This is a genomic window from Pontibacillus halophilus JSM 076056 = DSM 19796, from assembly GCF_000425205.1.
Lineage (GTDB): Bacteria > Bacillota > Bacilli > Bacillales > BH030062 > Pontibacillus_A > Pontibacillus_A halophilus.
Genome location: NZ_AULI01000007.1, coordinates 1 through 17,168, shown reverse-complemented (window position 1 = coordinate 17,168; position 17,168 = coordinate 1). Strand labels below are relative to the sequence as shown.

Below are 17,168 nucleotides of genomic sequence, written 5' to 3'. Positions count from 1 at the left end.
CCTTGCTAGTATTGTAAATTGATATATTTGTATTCCACGTAATCTTCAATGCCGTGGTGGCCACCTTCACGTCCCATGCCGCTTTCCTTCATGCCGCCAAATGGCGCATTCACATCGCCCATCGCCGATGCATTGATGCCGACCATTCCGTATTCGAGTTCAGAGGAGACTTCCATCGCACGGGCAAGGTCCTTCGTGTAGAAGTAGCCAGCAAGCCCGTAATCAGAATCATTGGCTAGCTGGATTACTTCGTCATCGGAGCTGAATGTGATAAACGGCGCAACTGGACCGAATGTCTCTTCACGGAAGATCTTCATAGAAGGTGTTACATCTTTCAGCACAGTTGGCATAAAGAAGTTCCCTTTCGCGAAGTCGCCTTCTGTTAACGCCTCGCCACCAGTTACGAGCGTAGCCCCTTGGGACACCGCGTCCTCAATATGATTGTTCACTTTATCAATGGCATCCCTCCGAATGAGTGGCCCAACTTGAATGCCTTCATGAAATCCGTTCCCGATGTTCAGGTTGCGGTATTTCTCTGTGAACTTGTCGATGAAGGCATCCTTTATGTCTTCGTGGACGAAAATGCGGTTCGCACAGATGCACGTCTGGCCGCCATTTTGAGACTTGTTCGCTAGAAGGCCATCTACCGCACGATCAAGGTCAGCGTCTTCAAATACGATGAACGGGGCATGACCACCAAGCTCCATGGACAGCTTCTTCAATTGCTGACCCGATTGCTCCATTAAATATTTCCCTACGTTCGTAGAACCCGTGAAGCTCAACTTACGCACATCTTTGTTGGTCAGGAATTCATCACCAATCTCCTGTGCATCGCCCATCACAAGGTTCACAACCCCTGCTGGCAGTTCAGCTTTCTCAATCAGTTCAAATAGTGCAATGGCCGATAACGGCGTTTCAGGTGCTGGCTTTAAGACGAGCGTACAGCCGACGGATAGAGCTTGAGCAATCTTTCTTGTTAAGAGGGAAGATGGGAAGTTCCACGGTGTGATGGCCCCAACGACCCCAATTGGGTGCTTCTGTACCATAATGCGCTGAGAAGGGGAGGATGGTGTGAGCAACTCACCGTCCAGGCGCTTCGCTTCCTCAGAGTAGAATTCAAGATAGCCTGCGCCCCATTGAACTTCACCTGTTGCTTCTTCAACAGGCTTTCCTTGTTCTAGCGTCATCACGCGTCCAAGGTGTTCCGCGTGTTCGTTGACGAGGTTGAACAGTTTACGAAGGTGCTGACCGCGCTCTGATGCCGTCAATTTGGACCATGATTTGTACGCCTTCTTCGCAGCCTCAACAGCACGTTTCGTTTCGGCTTGACCGCCATTTGGAACTCTGGCTACTTCTTCACCTGTAGCTGGATTCGTAACGGGTGTTGTCTCTCCGCTGTCTGCGTTCACCCATTCTCCGTTAATATACATCTGATTCTTCGTTTCAATGTTCATCCTATGAACCTCCTTTAGTACGTTTCTCCGCCGAAATATGCGGAGCTAATCTCGTATTTCTCCAATGCTTCCTGGTCAAGCTCAATTCCAAGGCCAGGCGTATCCGGTATCGTCAACACACCATTCTCAGCATGCAGTTTGTTGCTTTGAACATAATCACGGCGTTCTGGCGTCCAGATTGGTGGGTCATAAGGCAACTCAAGATACGGTGCGTCGCTTACGGCTGCTGCTAAGTGGAGGTTCGCAATCACTCCAATTCCGTTACTCCACGTGTGTGGACTGAACCATGCTCCGTTGGACTGAACGTTTTCGGCTATTTCTTTGACCTTCGTAATTCCACCTGCTAGGGCGACATCTGGTTGGTACACATCGAGCGAGCCGTAGCGTACCATCTCACGGAAGTCGTGCGTACGACGAACCATTTCCCCGCCGGCGATTCGAATCTTAGACATGTCACGAAGCTTCGCCATGTTCTCGAAGTCATCACCTGGAAGCGGTTCTTCTAGCCAGAACACGTCAAGGTCTGCAAGTTCGTCTGCGACTTGGCGAGCCTTCTTCAAGTCCCATACCGGGTTCGTGTCCCAAGGCATCTTCCATCCTTGGTTGGCATCGACCATAATCTCGATTCTATTGCCAACCCGTTCACGGACAGCTTCTACAACAGCGAGGTCGTCCCGGACATCTTCGTGATGGAAGCGAATCTTCATCGCTTTATAGCCTTCTTCAATCAGGCGCTCGGCTCGATTGGCACGTTCTTCTGGTGTGACCATTTCACCTGTCGACGCATAAGCCTCGACCTTGTTCGTTGAGCCACCAAGCAATTTGTAGACCGGCTGGCCAGTTGCTTTCCCCATCAAGTCCCAAAGTGCTAGATCAAGAGGCCAACAACGACCGTAGTGGAAGTCGATGTTATCAAGCACTCTACTATGACGCTGAATGTCGAACGGGTCTTGTCCGATAAACAGATGTTCGTGGCCCTCAAAGCCGACCATCAAGTCTCCAGAGCCGATGCCTGTATACCCTTCATCGGTGTGGACGAGTACGAGAGTGGAGGCAAAGTTGGTGCGCGGGGATGGATCCCACGCGGCTTTAAATGGTGGATCTAATGGTAAGCGGTAGTGTTTAATTTCAATGTTTGTAATTTTCATAGAGTTACACTCCTTACGAGATTAGGTGGAGAGAGGAAGAATTCGATATTCCTCTCAAGTTGGAGATACTATCGTTCATGATGTGAATTTATTGTTCACAATGTGAACTTAAGCTACGTCCGCATTATAAGAAAGGGAGTACTGGAAGTCAAACCATAACGTTCCAGTAAATGTACATAAAAATAAAAAAATCCCGTCTTCATGCAGGATAAGAGTGATTAAATTTTCTAAAATTTTATTAGAATCATAGAATAAGAGAGATGTTGTCTGTAGGCGGGGGAGTAAGGAGGGCCATTCGTTCTCCAATTGTGTTCACAATATGAACGCATAGGGGACACTTCGTAACTAAAAATTCTATTACTAGATTCACTACGGCAAATCGGCAGAAAGAGAAAAACAAATCTTGAATCCGCTTTCAATAGCGTATAGAATACTCCGTAACCGAAACGTTTCGGATTCGGACGAAGGGAGGATGACGATGGCGACGATTAAAGATATAGCCAAAGCAGCAGGCGTATCGGTGACGACTGTTTCACGGGCGTTGAACGGGTACGATGATGTAAAGGAATCAACTAAGAAGCGCATCGTGGAGGTTGCCGAACAGCTGAATTATAGTCCTAATTATGTAGCGCGTAGCCTCGTCATGAACCAGACGAAAACAATTGGTCTACTCGTTTCAGGGTTAAGCCGTAACGGCACGAAGGACAATATTGTAATGGAGGTACTAACTGGCGTCGACCACCGTTGCAGTGAGCTTGGTTATGATATGGTCTTGTTCAATACTACCACTGCGCAGCAGAAGCAAAAGACATACGCCCAGCTCTGTAGGGAGCGCCAGGTGGACGGGGTCATTGTTCAAGGAATTAAGACAGATGATCCTTACCTTGAAGAAGTGATTGAAAGTGATATTCCTTGTGTGCTTGTCGATATTCCCGTTGAGGCACCAACAGTTGGTTATGTAACGACTAACAATAGTAAAGGGGCGTATGAAGCGGTTGAACATTTAATTGGTCTTGGTCATCGAAACATTGGGTTTATGAATGGGCACAACCGAGCTTACGTCAGCCAGGAGCGACTGAAGGGATATGAGCAAGCTCTACGCATGCACAGGATACCAGTCATACCCGCTTATATGACGACTGGCGATTTCGATGAACGGATTGCGGAAGAAAGCGCCTACGAACTTCTGCAGCAATCTCCTGAAATTACGGCAATGTTCTGTGCCAGCGACTTAATGGCATTTGGTGTCATGAAAGCGGCGAAGCGACTGAGCATTTCTGTTCCAGAGGACCTGTCCGTTGTCGGGTATGACGATAGTTTACTCGCTTCCTATGTGACTCCTAGCTTAACAACAGTAGCTCAAGATCCATACAGGATAGGGAGCGAAGCCACTGAGCTTATTGTTCGCATGCTGCAGGATGAAGCTGTAGATAGAAGTTCAATCCTATCTCACATGTTTACACCTAGAGAATCCACCACCGTTGTAAGAACATCGTAATTTTTTTATACCATAATCGAAACGTTTCGGAACAGAATAAAGGAGTGGAATGATGGATTACCGCGTTCTAAAACATAATGATGTGTTCATGCTTACAGATCAATCAGGCAATATCCCAAAGGATCATTCATACGGACTTGGCCTCTATAAATACGATACACGATTTCTAAGCGAGCTTATGATGAAGATAAATAACGTGCCGCTTGTATTGCTTTCATCCAATGCGCGTCATAACTACGAATCGACTATGCTACTAACGAATCCTCATATGGAAACGGATGGGGTTGTAGAACTATGGCGTGAGAGTATTGAAGTGGAGCGAAAGCGATATGTGTACGAAGGCGTGTACTACGAACAAATCAAGCTAAAGAGTTATGCACCGAAACGTGTTGCGTTCGACTTTCAAATGCAGCTCGATGTGGACTTTGCGGATATGTTCGTTGTAAGGGGATTTCTTGGTGGAGAGTTAGGAGCAGAAGAGGAACCTGAAACATCGAAGCAACAGCTCATCCGAACCTACATCGGGAAAGATGGGGTGAAGCGGCAAGCGGTTATGGAGTGGAATCTGGAAGCCCAATCTGTCGAAGAAGGAGAAATCTCGTTCTCAATGGAGCTTGGTCATGCGGAGGAGATTGTCCTTTCCCTTCAGGTGAAGCCGCTTGTTGGTGACGAATCTGTACGTAGTATGGACCCAGAAATTGCACTAGAACAATTAAGAAAGGAAGCAGACAGTTGGAAAGATAGTCATACAGAAGTAAAGACTGACTATGCTCCACTGCAACGGTTAATCGACCGAGGTTTGAAGGATATGCACGTTCTGTTAACAGACGTAGGTTACGGTAACCTACCTGTGGCTGGACTGCCTTGGTTCGCAGTTCCTTTTGGTCGCGATAGCCTCATTGCTGCTCTTCAAATGCTCCCGTATGAAAGAGGCCTAGCGAAAGGAACTCTTCGTACGATGGCGAGTATGCAGGGAGAGCGAGTCGACCATTGGCGCGACGAACAACCAGGTAAGATTATGCATGAAATTCGGTACGGTGAGCTTGCTTCAACAGGTCAGATTCCGTTCACTCCATACTACGGTACGATTGATGCAACACCACTGTTCGTCATATTGTTTACCGAGTATATAGGCTGGACGGGCGACTTAGACCTTGCTCGTGAATTGCTTCCGAACGTTGAAGCAGCCATAAAGTGGATGGATGAGTACGGGGACCGTGATGGGGATGGATTCGTTGAGTATCATCAAGAATCATCCAAAGGGATTGCCAATCAAGGTTGGAAGGATTCTGGAGATTCCATCGTCCATCGAAACGGGGACTTTGCAGAAACCCCTATTGCCCTTTCAGAAGTTCAGGGCTATGTCTACCAAGCAAAGAGAGGACTTGCTAGCGTGTATGAAGCGCTTGGGCGTAAGGAAAAGGGTGCGGTTCTTCAGGAGGAAGCAGCCTTTCTAAAGGAGCGTTACGAACAAGCCTTCTACATGAACGACGTAAATTATTATGCCATTGCCTTAGATGGAGACAAGCAACAAGTTGGAACAATTACCTCAAACCCTGGGCACACACTGTGGGCAGATCTTGTTAGCCAGAATCGGATGGACGAGCTTGTGGCCATGCTTACGGGAGAGAAGATGTTCTCAGGTTATGGAATACGTACGATGGCAGAAGGAGAAGCAGGCTACAACCCGATGAGCTATCATGATGGGTCTGTGTGGCCTCACGACAACAGTATCATCTTACTTGGCATGGGCAGACAAGGGTACCAGGATGCTGCTGCAAAGGTGATGAGTGGATTAGTAGAAGCAAGTCAGCACTTTGAATACGATCGACTGCCTGAATTGTTCTGTGGCTATGACCGAGATATGGGTCACCCTGTTCATTATCCAATTGCGTGCTCCCCACAAGCCTGGGCTGCAGGGACGCCGCTTTCCTTCACGCAGACGATGCTCGGCCTGTACCCGTCTGTAATAGATGAATTCATAACACTTCACCCATTTCTACTGCAAGGAATGAATGAGCTACATGTCTCGCATCTGAAGGTTCGGGATGGTGAGCTCGATTTATCCGTGCACCGACGTGAGGAAGGGTATCAGGTTCAGATTCATAAGAATACGACTGGACTTCCTGTTCATGTAAACGGATCCGTTATGCCAACGTAAAGGAGGAAGGCAATAATGAAACGTATCGCTCAACGGACGTGGCTTATAGGAGTAACCGCGCTTCTCTTAATAACTCTAGTGGCCTGTTCCAATAAGACCGGGACAGGACCAAACGGTGAGACAATCATTGAAATGAGCGGATGGGGCTCTTCACCTGAAGAACAAGAGCTATTAGAAGGAATACTCGAGGAATTTGAACGACAGCACCCAGATATTGTTGTCGAGTTCCAAACAATTAGTGATCAATACATGGACGTGTTGAAGACAAGATTGATTGGCAAACAGGCAGCAGACGTTTTCTACATGGACGCATTCGAAGCACCTTCCATGATGGAGAAAGGGGTGTTAGAGCCACTCAATCCTTACATTACGAAAGATTTCGATTTGGACGACTTTGAGAAGCCATTACTAGATGCCTTCGTACAAGAGGATACAGTATATGGCTTGCCGAAAGACTTCTCGCCACTCGCACTCCTCTACAATGAGAAAGCCTTCCAAGAGGCTGGGTTAGAAGGACCACCGGAGACGTGGGAGGAGCTACGTGAATACTCAAAGAAACTCACGGTGGATGAAGATGGGGATGGACAGCCTGAACGTTATGGCCTTGGTATTTCGTCCGAGCTGCCACGCCAGTTCTATAAATTTAAACCCTATGGCGCAACCCTTGTAGATGAGGAGGGCTATGCAGACTTTGCGAGTAAGGAAGCTATTCAAGCGCTTCAGCCCGTTGTGGACCAATATGTAAAGGATGGGACTTCTGCGCTTCCAAGTGACGTAGGCTCGAATTCGGCAATTGAAATGTTTGGCCAGGAGAGGGCGGCTATGGTACTAGAAGGAAATTGGGCATTGCCGTTTCTTTCAAATAATTATGAAGAGCTTCAGTTTGATGCTGCAGAAGTTCCAGCGATTGAAGGGGAACGGGTTACACCTGCTTTCACCGTTGCATATGTCATGAACGCCCAATCAGAGAAAAAAGAAGCAGCATGGGAGTTGATTTCCTTTCTAACTGGGAAAGAAGGGATGAAGCAATGGACAGAAACAGGCTTTGCGCTCCCAACGCGTAAATCCGTCATTGAAGATCTCGGTTACGAAGATAGTCAATATCGAGACGCATTTGTAGAAGGCGCTTCCTATGCCCAACCGTGGCAGGCCGGAAGCAAATTGGCCATTATCATGAACAATTTCAACAACCAATTCTCAAGCGCCCTACTCGGTAAACAGACGCTACAGGAAGCCCTTGAGAAAGCAGAGAAGACGGCGAATAACGAAATAAAAGCTCTTGAATAATACGTAAGCGTTCACATGCGCTTGTTCTTATAAGGGGTGATGTAAATGAATCAGTTGAATGAAGAGCTCTCCAATCAACAAGCCACAGAAGTTCAGGTCGGTTCACGAAAGCGAAGAAGTGTAAGGGGGGTCATTAAGGACAGTTTAACTGGCTATATGTTCATGGGTCCAGCCATCTTCATCCTGAGTGTCTTTATCTTGGCGCCAATTCTATATGCTCTGTTCCTTTCCTTTAATGATGTGGAATTGTTGGGTGGGATATCCTATCAGTTTGAAGCTCTTGATAACTACACACGTGTGGTCGATGATAGTCGAGCGAAGATTGCACTTTGGAATACATTCGAGTATGTCATCATTGTTGTCCCTGTTCAGACGTTCCTCGCCTTGCTCCTTGCATCTGCATTAAATTCGAAGATTAAAGGACGCAATTTCTTTCGTCTCATTTTCTTTCTGCCAACAGTCACATCATCAGCTGTCTTGACCCTTATATTTATGTGGATGTATAAGCAGGATGGGCTCATTAACACGTTCTTAGGTGTCTTTAGCCTTCCAGCAATTGATTGGCTGAACAACCCGGAAGTTGCTTTAAAGTCCATCATGATTATGAACATTTGGGCTACCGCTCCGTTCTTTATGGTCATCTATTTAGCTGCCATGCAGGATATTCCGAAAGATCTATATGAGGCGGCTACGATTGATGGCGCAAACTGGTGGCAGAAATTCTTCCGTATCACGGTGCCCATGTTAAAGCCGATTACCTTCTTCGTGGTCGTTATGGGGGTCATTGGTACCTTCCAGCTCTTTGACCAGTCCTACATTTTCTCAGGTGGATCGGGAGGACCGAACAACTCAACGCTTACCGTTGTCTTACTTATTTATCAGTATGCGTTTGATTTATTGGATATGGGTTATGCATCTGCACTCGCCATCATGCTAGCGATTATCATTATGGTCGTCACAATTATTCAACGGAAATTCTTTGGCGAAGAGAAGATGTACTCTTAAGGAGGGACTGCAATGAAACCGAATCGCACATGGCTAAAGCCATTGCTTTATACCATTCTAATTGGATATTCCATCGTCACCTTTCTCCCATTCTTATGGGCAATGCTTTCATCCTTCAAGCCATTGTCAGAGATTGTAGGAAGCGGCTTTACATTCTTTCCGAAGGAGTTTACGGTTTCAAACTATGTAGAGATGTTTGAGAAGGAACCACTCTTCCTTCGATGGATGTTGAATAGCATCATCGTCACTGTATGTATGGTTGGATTGAACTTACTCTTTAACTCCATGGCAGGCTATGCTCTTGCTCGAATTGAGTTCTTCGGTAAGAAATTCTGGTTCTTCCTCGTACTAGCCGTGCTCATGATTCCGATGCAAGTTACGATGATTCCAAGCTTCCTCGTTCTACGCGCACTAGGGTGGCTAAATACGTATCAAGGGCTTATTATTCCAGGGGCTATCAACGCAACATTTATCTTCATGATGAGGCAATTCTTCCTCAACTTCCCTAAAGAGCTTGAAGAAGCCGCGCAAATGGACGGTCTAAGTAAGATAGGGACATTCTTCCGCATTGTCCTCCCGCTAGCTAAGCCGGCCCTTGCCGCGCAAGCCATCTTTACCTTTATGGGAGGATGGAATGACTTTATGCGTCCGTTGATCGTTATGTCAGATCCAGAGATGTTTACCTTAACGCTTGGATTGAACGCTTTCAAAGGGCAATACATTAGCTTCTGGAACTACATCATGGCAGCCTCAACCATTATGACCATCCCGACTTTAATCATCTATGCCTTCTTTAACCGTTTCTTTGTGCAAGGAATTACTTACACAGGTGGGAAATAGTTGAAAAGAAAATATTGTAAAGTGATATTCTTCATGCTACACTTTAACTACCTTGCAAAGCAAAGTAGTTATTTTTTTTGCCCATCTATCTTGTTTAACAAGATAGTGTAGAAAGTAGGTGTACCCATGTCCTCAAGTCAACTGCTAAAGGGAATCCTAGAAGGGTGCCTCCTGTCCATCATCGGGAAAGGTGAGACGTATGGCTATGAAATGATCGAGAAGCTCTACGCGTACGGCTTCACCATGGTGAAGGAGGGAAGCATCTATCCGCTCCTGCTCCGTATGAAGAAGGAAGGTCTAGTTACCACAACCCAAAAGCAACACCCATCAGGCGGACCAAAGCGGAAATATTATGCTCTAACAGAACTTGGACGAGAGGAACTACAACTGTTCAAAGAACGATGGAAAGAGATTGCTGACGGAGTAGATGAACTACTGAAGGAGGAAGGATGACCATGACTTTATCGAAAGAGAGTCAGGACTTTATTGAGAATTTACGCCTTTATTTAATTTCAAGCGGGAAGAACGAACAAGATGCCGAAGAAATCATTGAAGAACTGCATGACCACCTGCACGAAGCGGAGCAACATGGACGAAGCGTCGACCACATTATCGGCCAATCTCCTAAATCCTATATGAAGGAGATTGCGGGAGAAATGTCCTTAGACCATAAGCAACTTGCGAAATGGTTCATTGTAATTGCAATTGGCGCTTTCTCCATCATGCTCATTAGCGACGCAGTGAAGGGAGACATGAGCTATTCCATACTCAGTCTAGTCGGGTATCCTACGATTATGATTCTATTTCTCTTGCTCACTGCTACCCTCTTCCGATACCTTGCAAGTCATAAGCCAAGAAAAGCAGTCGAATTCACGCTCACAGGCTTGCTTGGGTTCTTCCCGGTTCTCTTCTTTCTAGGCATCCTACTATTGGAAGAGTACGTATTCACCGACTTGCCGATGTATACGTTGGACGGAACAGGAAGAGTCGTCACAGGCCTTCTATGTCTAGCTATTCTCATCGCCTTCTCCATCCAGATGAAGACGATGCTCCTTCTACTCGTAGTGGCATTCTTGAACATCCCAGCACTCATTACAGATGCATTTACTATGGGAGAAGAGGCTGCGCTATGGGTGGAAGGACTCGTTCCTATGGTGTTGTTTGGTGGATATGCGTTCTTTGTTTATCTTCGAACGGTGAAAACTTCTCAATAAATCGTAATCCACTCTCCCAGTCTTCCATTTTCATAAGACATGGGGGAGTTTTTTACGTCAGCAGGTTTTGTTAAAAATTTGTATAATCTCCCACTTCAAACAAATAATCTGGTAAAATCTACACTGGAATACATAGACAACACGGAGTGCAACTTTAGGAGGAACTTCATGGAATTAAACAACAATACGCGCTTACTAAAGCTACGCGATATACTTTTTGAGGAAACGGATGAGTATCACGAGCTGAGCATGAACGAAATCATCGAGAAGCTTCGCCTTGTCTTCGGAGCGGACGCCAAATTCGATGCGAGGACGTTGAAGCGGGATATGGACGTGCTTGAGGAAGCAGGTTACGAGATTGTCCGAAACCAAGGTCAATTTGGGAAAATGTTCTACAGCTGTCAGGACCGCGTGTTCGAGACGTATCAGCTCCGTCTGATTAATGATGCCGTCCTATCCGCTCGATTTATTACAGAGAAGGAGAAGAAGGATCTAATCCAGCAGGTGAAACAATTGACAAGCAAGCACATCGCGAAGACGCTGCCGGACCCACTCTTATTCTCTCAATCTGCGAATGATGACTACCAGCTTGTTAAACTGAGCATCGACTCGGTACATAGAGCCATCTCAGAGCAGAAAGTCCTGCTTTATCAATATGGCAAATACAATATGAAGAAAGAATTCGAATACAATCGTGACGGCGGTACCTACTACGTGGAGCCCTATGCCCTCATTTGGCAGAATGATTTCTACTATTTAATCGGGAAGTTCAAGGAAACGGGGGAGATGCGCCACTATCGCCTCGACCGTATGCGGAACATTGAATTGTCAGATGACCGATTCAAGAAAGAAGACTTTTACATTCAGGACTATGTAGACCATAGTTTCCACATGTTTGCAGGGGAAGAAGAACGGGTGAAGATTCAATTCCACGTCAGCCTCTTGAATGTGGTCCTTGACCGATTTGGGTTAGAGGCGTGGATTCAGCCTGTTGATGAAGAGCATTTCACTCTGACAACACAAGCAAAGATGAGCACGGGTTTGAAGAGCTGGATCTTAACATGGGGACATAAAGCCAAAGTCTTATCCCCAGCATCCCTCAAGCAACAAGTCATTGATGAAATCGAAGCCATGTCGAAGCAATACAGCTGACAAAGACATGCAGGGTGGACACATTTTTGCGCACCCGTTCCATTATAATGAAGATACAACAACATTAGGGGGAATCATTCATGAACATGAAAAACAAGAAATCATGGTTATTTGGACTTCTAGCAAGCTTATTCCTAGTTGCCTTCGCAACAGGGTGCACAGAGTCCCAAGGTCAGGAAGAACAAGAAGAACCAGATACAGAAGAAGCAACAACAGAACCAGAAGCAAATGAAGCAAATGAAACCGAAGACGCGAACGAAGAAGTGGAGACGGACCAGCAGGTGGAAGAAGAAACGGAAGAAGCCGAACAACCAACTGAAGAAAGTGTAGAAGAGCCAGCAGAAGAAACAACGGAGGAAACACCAGCAGAGAATAACACCGTTACGGTTGGAACTGGCATGCTAGAAGTAGGCAAAGACATTGAGCCAGGCTTATATAAGCACGAAGGCGGCGTCTTCTATTGGGAGCGCCTATCCGGATTCAGCGGAGAATTTGAAGAAATCATCGCCAACGGCAACCCACAAGGCCAGACCTACGTTGAAATCAAGGATACGGACGTAGCCTTTAACTCAGAAGGATCTGGAGACTGGGTCAAGATTGACGACAGCTACAGCCCACAACCCGTTACCACATTCGGAGACGGCTCATACATCGTCGGCAAAGACATCGAACCCGGCCGCTACAAGAGTACAGGCGGCGACGGATTCGGCTACTGGGCCCGCCTAAGCGGCTTCTCAGAAGAACTAGACGACATCATCACAAATGGCAATCCAAGCGGTGCAACTATTGTGGAGATTAAAGCAACAGACTATGGCTTCCAGACGTTTGGGAGTGGGGAATGGACGAAGATGGAATAGAATGAAGAGTTGATTTAGAATTAATAGGTTCATTTTCATGAGTGAAAATTATAAATAACATAACCTTAGATTTGTACACGATAAAAATTGAAGTAAAGGTTGGCTAGAGGTGAGCATGGAGCCAACATAATCTATCCCACCCAATAGTTCAAGAGGGATTTGGAATCAATAGGTTATAAGATAATACAGATTTATATACATCTCATTTGAACAAAGAATTTTACTATTATAGGAGAATCTTAAATGAAAATGAAAATAAGCATTCTAATCTTAGTTTTAACGCTAATTTCTTTGAGTGGTTGTACCAATGGAGAAGATACTTCTATTACAAATCATGAAACCAATCAACAAGAATTAACTACAGAAAATACGAATGAGCATAGAGAAAAGGAAGAAGTTCTGTCTGAGGTTGTCGATAAACCAGTAGTAGAAGAAACATCAAACGAAACAAATGATGACCTGTTTCCAGGATACAAAACTATTGAAGTCGATGGCGGTGATTTGTCTGGATACCGTGAGGCTAACGTCGTTGTTGACATTGGTTATGGGGATCGTAAATATTGGGCTTTTACTAATGAATACGGGCAACTAGTACGTGTTATTGCAGCTAAGATTATTTTACAAGATGACAGTAAGGAACCTGTATTATCGTCTGGTAGATATTACTCAGATGAGGCAAAGGTTCCTGGAGTCGAAAGTGATGTTTTAGATGAAGGACATATTATTGCTGATTCGCTTGGCGGCGTATCAAATGCTTACAATATTACTCCACAAGAAAGTACTCTAAACCGCCATGGTGATCAAGCTTATTTGGAAGACGCAATCCGTGACGCGGGAGGAGCCACTGATTTTGAAGCAATTGTCACATATCCTAATACAGAAACTCATATCCCCTCAAGTTATAAATATACCTATAATTTAACGGGTAATGAAGTCGTTGATTCATTTGATAATGTGAATCCTGATGAAGTAAACAAATCGCTAGGTGTGATAGACAATGAGTCTTCCGAATCGGCGAGTTCGAACAATAATGGTGATATTTCTAGCATCGATACTAACGGTAATGGACAGGTAACAATTAAAGAAGCAAAAGCAGCTGGTTTCAATATGCCGATAAACAGCAATCATTGGTTATACCCCTACATGCGTGATAATGATGGGGATGGGATAGTTGGGGAGTAAGTCTCTAGTTTTTTGAGATAAATAGTTGAAGATGAAAAATTCATTAGTTCGAAAAAAAAGCGCCCAGAAAAATCTGAGGGCTTTTTTACTTTTTCTGTTAAATATGTTTCGAAACATATACTGACCATTGTGTCGTTTTAATTGTTATTAGCACTTTTCACTCTAGAACCTGAACACGTTAATTCAATGTCAATTTCTTTTTATATTATGTGTTGAAGTTATTAATTTGTTCCAATATATCTAATTTAATAAAAATATGTTAATTTATGTATTGTTATATCATAATAAATACTTGTGTGAGAGGTTGAACGTATAAGAAAAGGTGTGTGAATAATTGAATTATCATCAATGTATTTGGGTACCTTCTTGTATAATTTCACAAATGTAAGCACCGTCCCCTATTATTCATGAATTTTATATATATGAAAATATAAATCAAATATCTAATAATGTAATTATACTACTTGGGATATATTTTTTTGAATTTTCTTACTAAACCCTGGTAAAATGAAGCTACGAAATATTTGAAATATTTAAGAGGTGTTTTTAATGTCATATTTTTATTCTGATCTATGGACCGAGCAACAAATATTCCATCTAGCAGAAGAGCTTGAAGGTGAGAAATTAGGGAATCTGGATAAGTCAGGTTGGATGAAAAGAAAAAAAGACAAGGGAAATATAGGTAATATGATTCAATCTGACTTTTTCGGAATACCAGCAAACTCCATTAAAGGCTCGGATTTTATACATCATAATATCGAATTGAAAGTCACACCTGTGCTTAAGAATAAAAAGGCAGGATATAGCTCCAAAGAGCGTCTAGTACTAGGTATGATTAATTATATGGAAGATTATAAAATTTCATTCGAAGAAAGCATTGTAAACAAAAAAGCGAGTAACATGCTTTTGATTTTTTATCTCCATGAAGAAAACACTCCAGTTGAAGAGTTTAAGATAATTAAGACTGCGCGTTTTCGGTTATCTGAATCCGATAAGTCAAAAGTACGTATAGATTATCATTCAATTGTTGATAAAATCGAGCAAGGTAAGGCTCATGAAATTAGTGAAAAACAACAAAAAATAATGGGAGCGTGTACAAAAGGCCAAGGTAAAGGAAAAGACTTAGTTAAACAACCATTTTCGATACAGAAAGCAAAGTCAAGAGCATACTCTTATAAAGTTGGATATATGTCTTCATATTTTAGAAAATTAGTGACACCTGAGCAAGTTGAACATATCAATATCCCTCCCCACAGTAGCTTTCTAGATACTGTTACTGAAACATTAAATGAATATACCGGAAAAACTGATGAACAAATCCAATTTGAAATGAAAAAAGAAGTAAATGGAAAGAGTAGTCTATTCAATTTAATTGGTTTGATGTTCGGTACAAAGGGAGGAAACTTAAATCATACAGATGAGTTCTTAAAAGAAGGATATGCTATTAAAACTGTCCGTAATAGATTAGATAAAAAAAATAATCAAGATATGTCATTTCCAAATATTGATTTTACTGAAATAGCGTATGATGAATTTGAGGAATCTACTTGGTATAGTTGTTTCGCAGAAACAACATACATACTTACAGTATGGGATGAATACGAGTATGGTAAAAACAGGTTTCTAGGATATACTATTTGGGTACCTGATGAAGATTTTATACATAAGGCCTCAGAACTTTTTTATCAAATAAAAGATATGATTAATTCAGACTCGATAACAGTAGAAATTGATGAATCAAAAGGAAAACATGGTAGATGGTCTGACAACTTACCAGGAGGAATAAGAGACTATCCACCATTTCAAATTCGTCCAAAAGGATCAGGTAAAAGTGTATTTGTAACATTGCCTAGTGGAATAACTATTAAGAAAAAATGTCTGTTCATTAATAAAGGATACATAAGAAAAATTGTAGGGCTAGATTAATAGGCTTAGAGTAAGTTTCTTAAATAAATACTATAATGAGAGGCAATAGTAAGGTGGAAGATACATAAACAATGTAAGAAAAAATTACAAAAATCAAGTTGGATAAGAAGAGTATTTGTAACTGGTAAAATGTACGTTAACATCGCTAGATTGAAAGATCAAAAAGCTATTTTTGAAGCTGCCGTAAAAATGTTAGCTAAAACGGGTAACAACCACCGATTTATCCATAAAGAGAAGTACCGTGATTTTTCAATAGAATCAATTTTCATGGATCAAAGGAAAGGGTATCGATATTGAATTGATTGGATTGGATTTTTGTTTTTTCAGAAAACTCAGGGGAAGGTTCTATTGTTTTGAGAACTAATAATTCTCAAAAACATGAGAACCCTCTCCACGTTATTTATTGATATGTGGAACCTGAGTTAAATGAAGATACAGATACTAACGAATATTTGGGAACTGTATGAGTCTTTAGTATGAGAAGTTAGAGGTATAATTTTATTTCCTTGTTCAATTATGTTCATTATAGTTAACTAATCTCAATGAATGGATGTCACTGAGTATTAAGTTTTAGAAATGTTAATTAATTGAAGTGCTATAAAGGTCATAAATCCTTGTTTTTCATAATGAAGTTTCTGCTGTGGGGCAGAAATTTTTGAAATCCTCGCCGGTTCACTTTCGTCATCAATAGCTTGAGGAGGATTATATGAGATTCAAATATGAAGAGCTTGAGGAAGCACCTTTGATTGTAAATGCGATTTATGAAGGAGGCACCAAAGGAAATCCTGCTGCAGACGATCCTCTTACAAAATTGTTTAGGTTGGATGGATATATCAAAAGTGTAGGGAACAGAGGAGGTTTCAGGAAGTCGAGAAAAGAATCTGGTGGTAAAGTTAAAGATCAACTAGCTTATACTGTTATCTTCTCAACAGGTAAAGTAGATGAGTGGCCTGATTTATTGAATGAAAAGAAAGGTACTTTCACTTATTATGGCGATAATAAGACACCTAACAATAATCACTTAGATACAAAACAAAGGGGAAACGTCTTGTTGAAGGATGTGTTTGAGAAAGCATACAAATCAAAAGATGAGAGAAGAGAAATACCTCCTATGTTCATTTTTGAATCGACAGTGGATAGGCTACACTAAATTGGACATGTAAATTAAGGTCAGGTAAACTTATCTCAATTCAAATAGCGAGGAGCACTGACCATGACTAAGAGGTCCAGACGTACGTTCACAGAGGAGTTTAAGAAGCAGATGGTCCAGCTTTATCAGAACGGTAAACCTAGGAAACAGATTATTGAAGAGTACGAGCTGAATCCTTCTACCTTTGATAATTGGGTGAGCCGATTTGAGAAGTCCGGGTCCTTTAAAGAGAAGGACAATCGCACTCCTGAAGAAAATGAGTTGATTCGTCTTCGGAAGGAAAATCAACGGCTA

Annotated in this window: 15 protein-coding genes; 13 read left to right on the top strand and 2 right to left on the bottom strand. The window is 43.0% G+C overall.

What is annotated here, in order from left to right; all coding sequences use genetic code 11:
- Positions 1-5 precede the first annotated feature (5 nt).
- Entirely contained in the window at positions 6-1,454 is a 1,449-nt protein-coding gene (locus tag H513_RS0107125; RefSeq protein ID WP_026800126.1) for an NAD-dependent succinate-semialdehyde dehydrogenase, read from the bottom strand.
- A gap of 14 nt (positions 1,455-1,468) precedes the next feature.
- Positions 1,469-2,602 (bottom strand): mandelate racemase/muconate lactonizing enzyme family protein, encoded by a 1,134-nt coding sequence (locus H513_RS0107120; RefSeq protein WP_026800125.1) that lies wholly within the window; start codon positions 2,600-2,602, stop codon positions 1,469-1,471.
- A gap of 478 nt (positions 2,603-3,080) precedes the next feature.
- Here H513_RS0107120 and H513_RS0107115 point away from each other — a divergent pair, with 478 nt between their 5' ends.
- The 13 genes from H513_RS0107115 to H513_RS0107050 form a co-directional block, all read left to right on the top strand.
- Positions 3,081-4,100 (top strand): LacI family DNA-binding transcriptional regulator, encoded by a 1,020-nt coding sequence (locus tag H513_RS0107115; RefSeq protein ID WP_026800124.1) that lies wholly within the window; start codon positions 3,081-3,083, stop codon positions 4,098-4,100.
- A 52-nt stretch (positions 4,101-4,152) separates the two neighbouring features.
- On the top strand, positions 4,153-6,261 hold the full coding sequence (locus H513_RS0107110) for an amylo-alpha-1,6-glucosidase (RefSeq protein ID WP_026800123.1): 2,109 nt from the start codon (positions 4,153-4,155) through the stop codon (positions 6,259-6,261).
- A 15-nt stretch (positions 6,262-6,276) separates the two neighbouring features.
- Positions 6,277-7,548, top strand: a complete 1,272-nt coding sequence (locus H513_RS0107105; protein ID WP_026800122.1) for an ABC transporter substrate-binding protein — start codon at positions 6,277-6,279, stop codon at positions 7,546-7,548.
- 156 nt (positions 7,549-7,704) lie between these two features.
- The gene (locus H513_RS0107100) at positions 7,705-8,553 is read left to right on the top strand and encodes a carbohydrate ABC transporter permease (RefSeq protein WP_231572086.1); all 849 of its coding nucleotides are present in this window, start codon (positions 7,705-7,707) and stop codon (positions 8,551-8,553) included.
- A gap of 12 nt (positions 8,554-8,565) precedes the next feature.
- Positions 8,566-9,393: a carbohydrate ABC transporter permease gene (locus H513_RS0107095; protein WP_026800120.1), complete on the top strand. Its 828-nt coding sequence runs from the start codon at positions 8,566-8,568 to the stop codon at positions 9,391-9,393.
- A 126-nt stretch (positions 9,394-9,519) separates the two neighbouring features.
- Positions 9,520-9,846 (top strand): PadR family transcriptional regulator, encoded by a 327-nt coding sequence (locus H513_RS0107090; RefSeq protein ID WP_026800119.1) that lies wholly within the window; start codon positions 9,520-9,522, stop codon positions 9,844-9,846.
- Complete coding sequence (locus tag H513_RS20830) at positions 9,843-10,607, top strand: HAAS domain-containing protein (protein ID WP_026800118.1); 765 nt, start codon at positions 9,843-9,845, stop codon at positions 10,605-10,607. Before H513_RS0107090 ends, H513_RS20830 begins: the two co-directional genes overlap by 4 nt.
- A 168-nt stretch (positions 10,608-10,775) precedes the next feature.
- On the top strand, positions 10,776-11,759 hold the full coding sequence (locus H513_RS0107080; protein ID WP_026800117.1) for a helix-turn-helix transcriptional regulator: 984 nt from the start codon (positions 10,776-10,778) through the stop codon (positions 11,757-11,759).
- 80 nt (positions 11,760-11,839) lie between these two features.
- On the top strand, positions 11,840-12,616 hold the full coding sequence (locus H513_RS20825; RefSeq protein WP_051239757.1) for a hypothetical protein: 777 nt from the start codon (positions 11,840-11,842) through the stop codon (positions 12,614-12,616).
- 243 nt (positions 12,617-12,859) lie between these two features.
- Positions 12,860-13,798: a DNA/RNA non-specific endonuclease gene (locus H513_RS0107070; protein ID WP_026800116.1), complete on the top strand. Its 939-nt coding sequence runs from the start codon at positions 12,860-12,862 to the stop codon at positions 13,796-13,798.
- 549 nt (positions 13,799-14,347) lie between these two features.
- On the top strand, positions 14,348-15,724 hold the full coding sequence (locus tag H513_RS0107065; RefSeq protein ID WP_026800115.1) for a Sau3AI family type II restriction endonuclease: 1,377 nt from the start codon (positions 14,348-14,350) through the stop codon (positions 15,722-15,724).
- Between the two features lie 706 nt (positions 15,725-16,430).
- The gene (locus H513_RS0107055) at positions 16,431-16,874 is read left to right on the top strand and encodes a hypothetical protein (RefSeq protein WP_026800114.1); all 444 of its coding nucleotides are present in this window, start codon (positions 16,431-16,433) and stop codon (positions 16,872-16,874) included.
- 63 nt (positions 16,875-16,937) lie between these two features.
- Positions 16,938-17,168: transposase (locus H513_RS0107050; protein ID WP_026800113.1), on the top strand; the 231-nt coding region annotated here is incomplete at its 3' end.

Excerpts from the sequence above, each read along its gene's own strand:
- H513_RS0107095 (WP_026800120.1), top strand. The coding sequence starts at position 8,566 with ATGAAACCGAATCGCACATGGCTAAAGCCATTGCTTTATACCATTCTA.
- H513_RS0107120 (WP_026800125.1), bottom strand. The coding sequence starts at position 2,602 with ATGAAAATTACAAACATTGAAATTAAACACTACCGCTTACCATTAGAT.
- H513_RS0107125 (WP_026800126.1), bottom strand. The coding sequence starts at position 1,454 with ATGAACATTGAAACGAAGAATCAGATGTATATTAACGGAGAATGGGTG.
- H513_RS20830 (WP_026800118.1), top strand. The coding sequence starts at position 9,843 with ATGACCATGACTTTATCGAAAGAGAGTCAGGACTTTATTGAGAATTTA.
- H513_RS0107080 (WP_026800117.1), top strand. The coding sequence starts at position 10,776 with ATGGAATTAAACAACAATACGCGCTTACTAAAGCTACGCGATATACTT.
- H513_RS0107090 (WP_026800119.1), top strand. The coding sequence starts at position 9,520 with ATGTCCTCAAGTCAACTGCTAAAGGGAATCCTAGAAGGGTGCCTCCTG.
- H513_RS0107065 (WP_026800115.1), top strand. The coding sequence starts at position 14,348 with ATGTCATATTTTTATTCTGATCTATGGACCGAGCAACAAATATTCCAT.
- H513_RS0107100 (WP_231572086.1), top strand. The coding sequence starts at position 7,705 with ATGTTCATGGGTCCAGCCATCTTCATCCTGAGTGTCTTTATCTTGGCG.
- H513_RS0107105 (WP_026800122.1), top strand. The coding sequence starts at position 6,277 with ATGAAACGTATCGCTCAACGGACGTGGCTTATAGGAGTAACCGCGCTT.
- H513_RS20825 (WP_051239757.1), top strand. The coding sequence starts at position 11,840 with ATGAACATGAAAAACAAGAAATCATGGTTATTTGGACTTCTAGCAAGC.
- H513_RS0107055 (WP_026800114.1), top strand. The coding sequence starts at position 16,431 with ATGAGATTCAAATATGAAGAGCTTGAGGAAGCACCTTTGATTGTAAAT.
- H513_RS0107110 (WP_026800123.1), top strand. The coding sequence starts at position 4,153 with ATGGATTACCGCGTTCTAAAACATAATGATGTGTTCATGCTTACAGAT.
- H513_RS0107070 (WP_026800116.1), top strand. The coding sequence starts at position 12,860 with ATGAAAATGAAAATAAGCATTCTAATCTTAGTTTTAACGCTAATTTCT.
- H513_RS0107115 (WP_026800124.1), top strand. The coding sequence starts at position 3,081 with ATGGCGACGATTAAAGATATAGCCAAAGCAGCAGGCGTATCGGTGACG.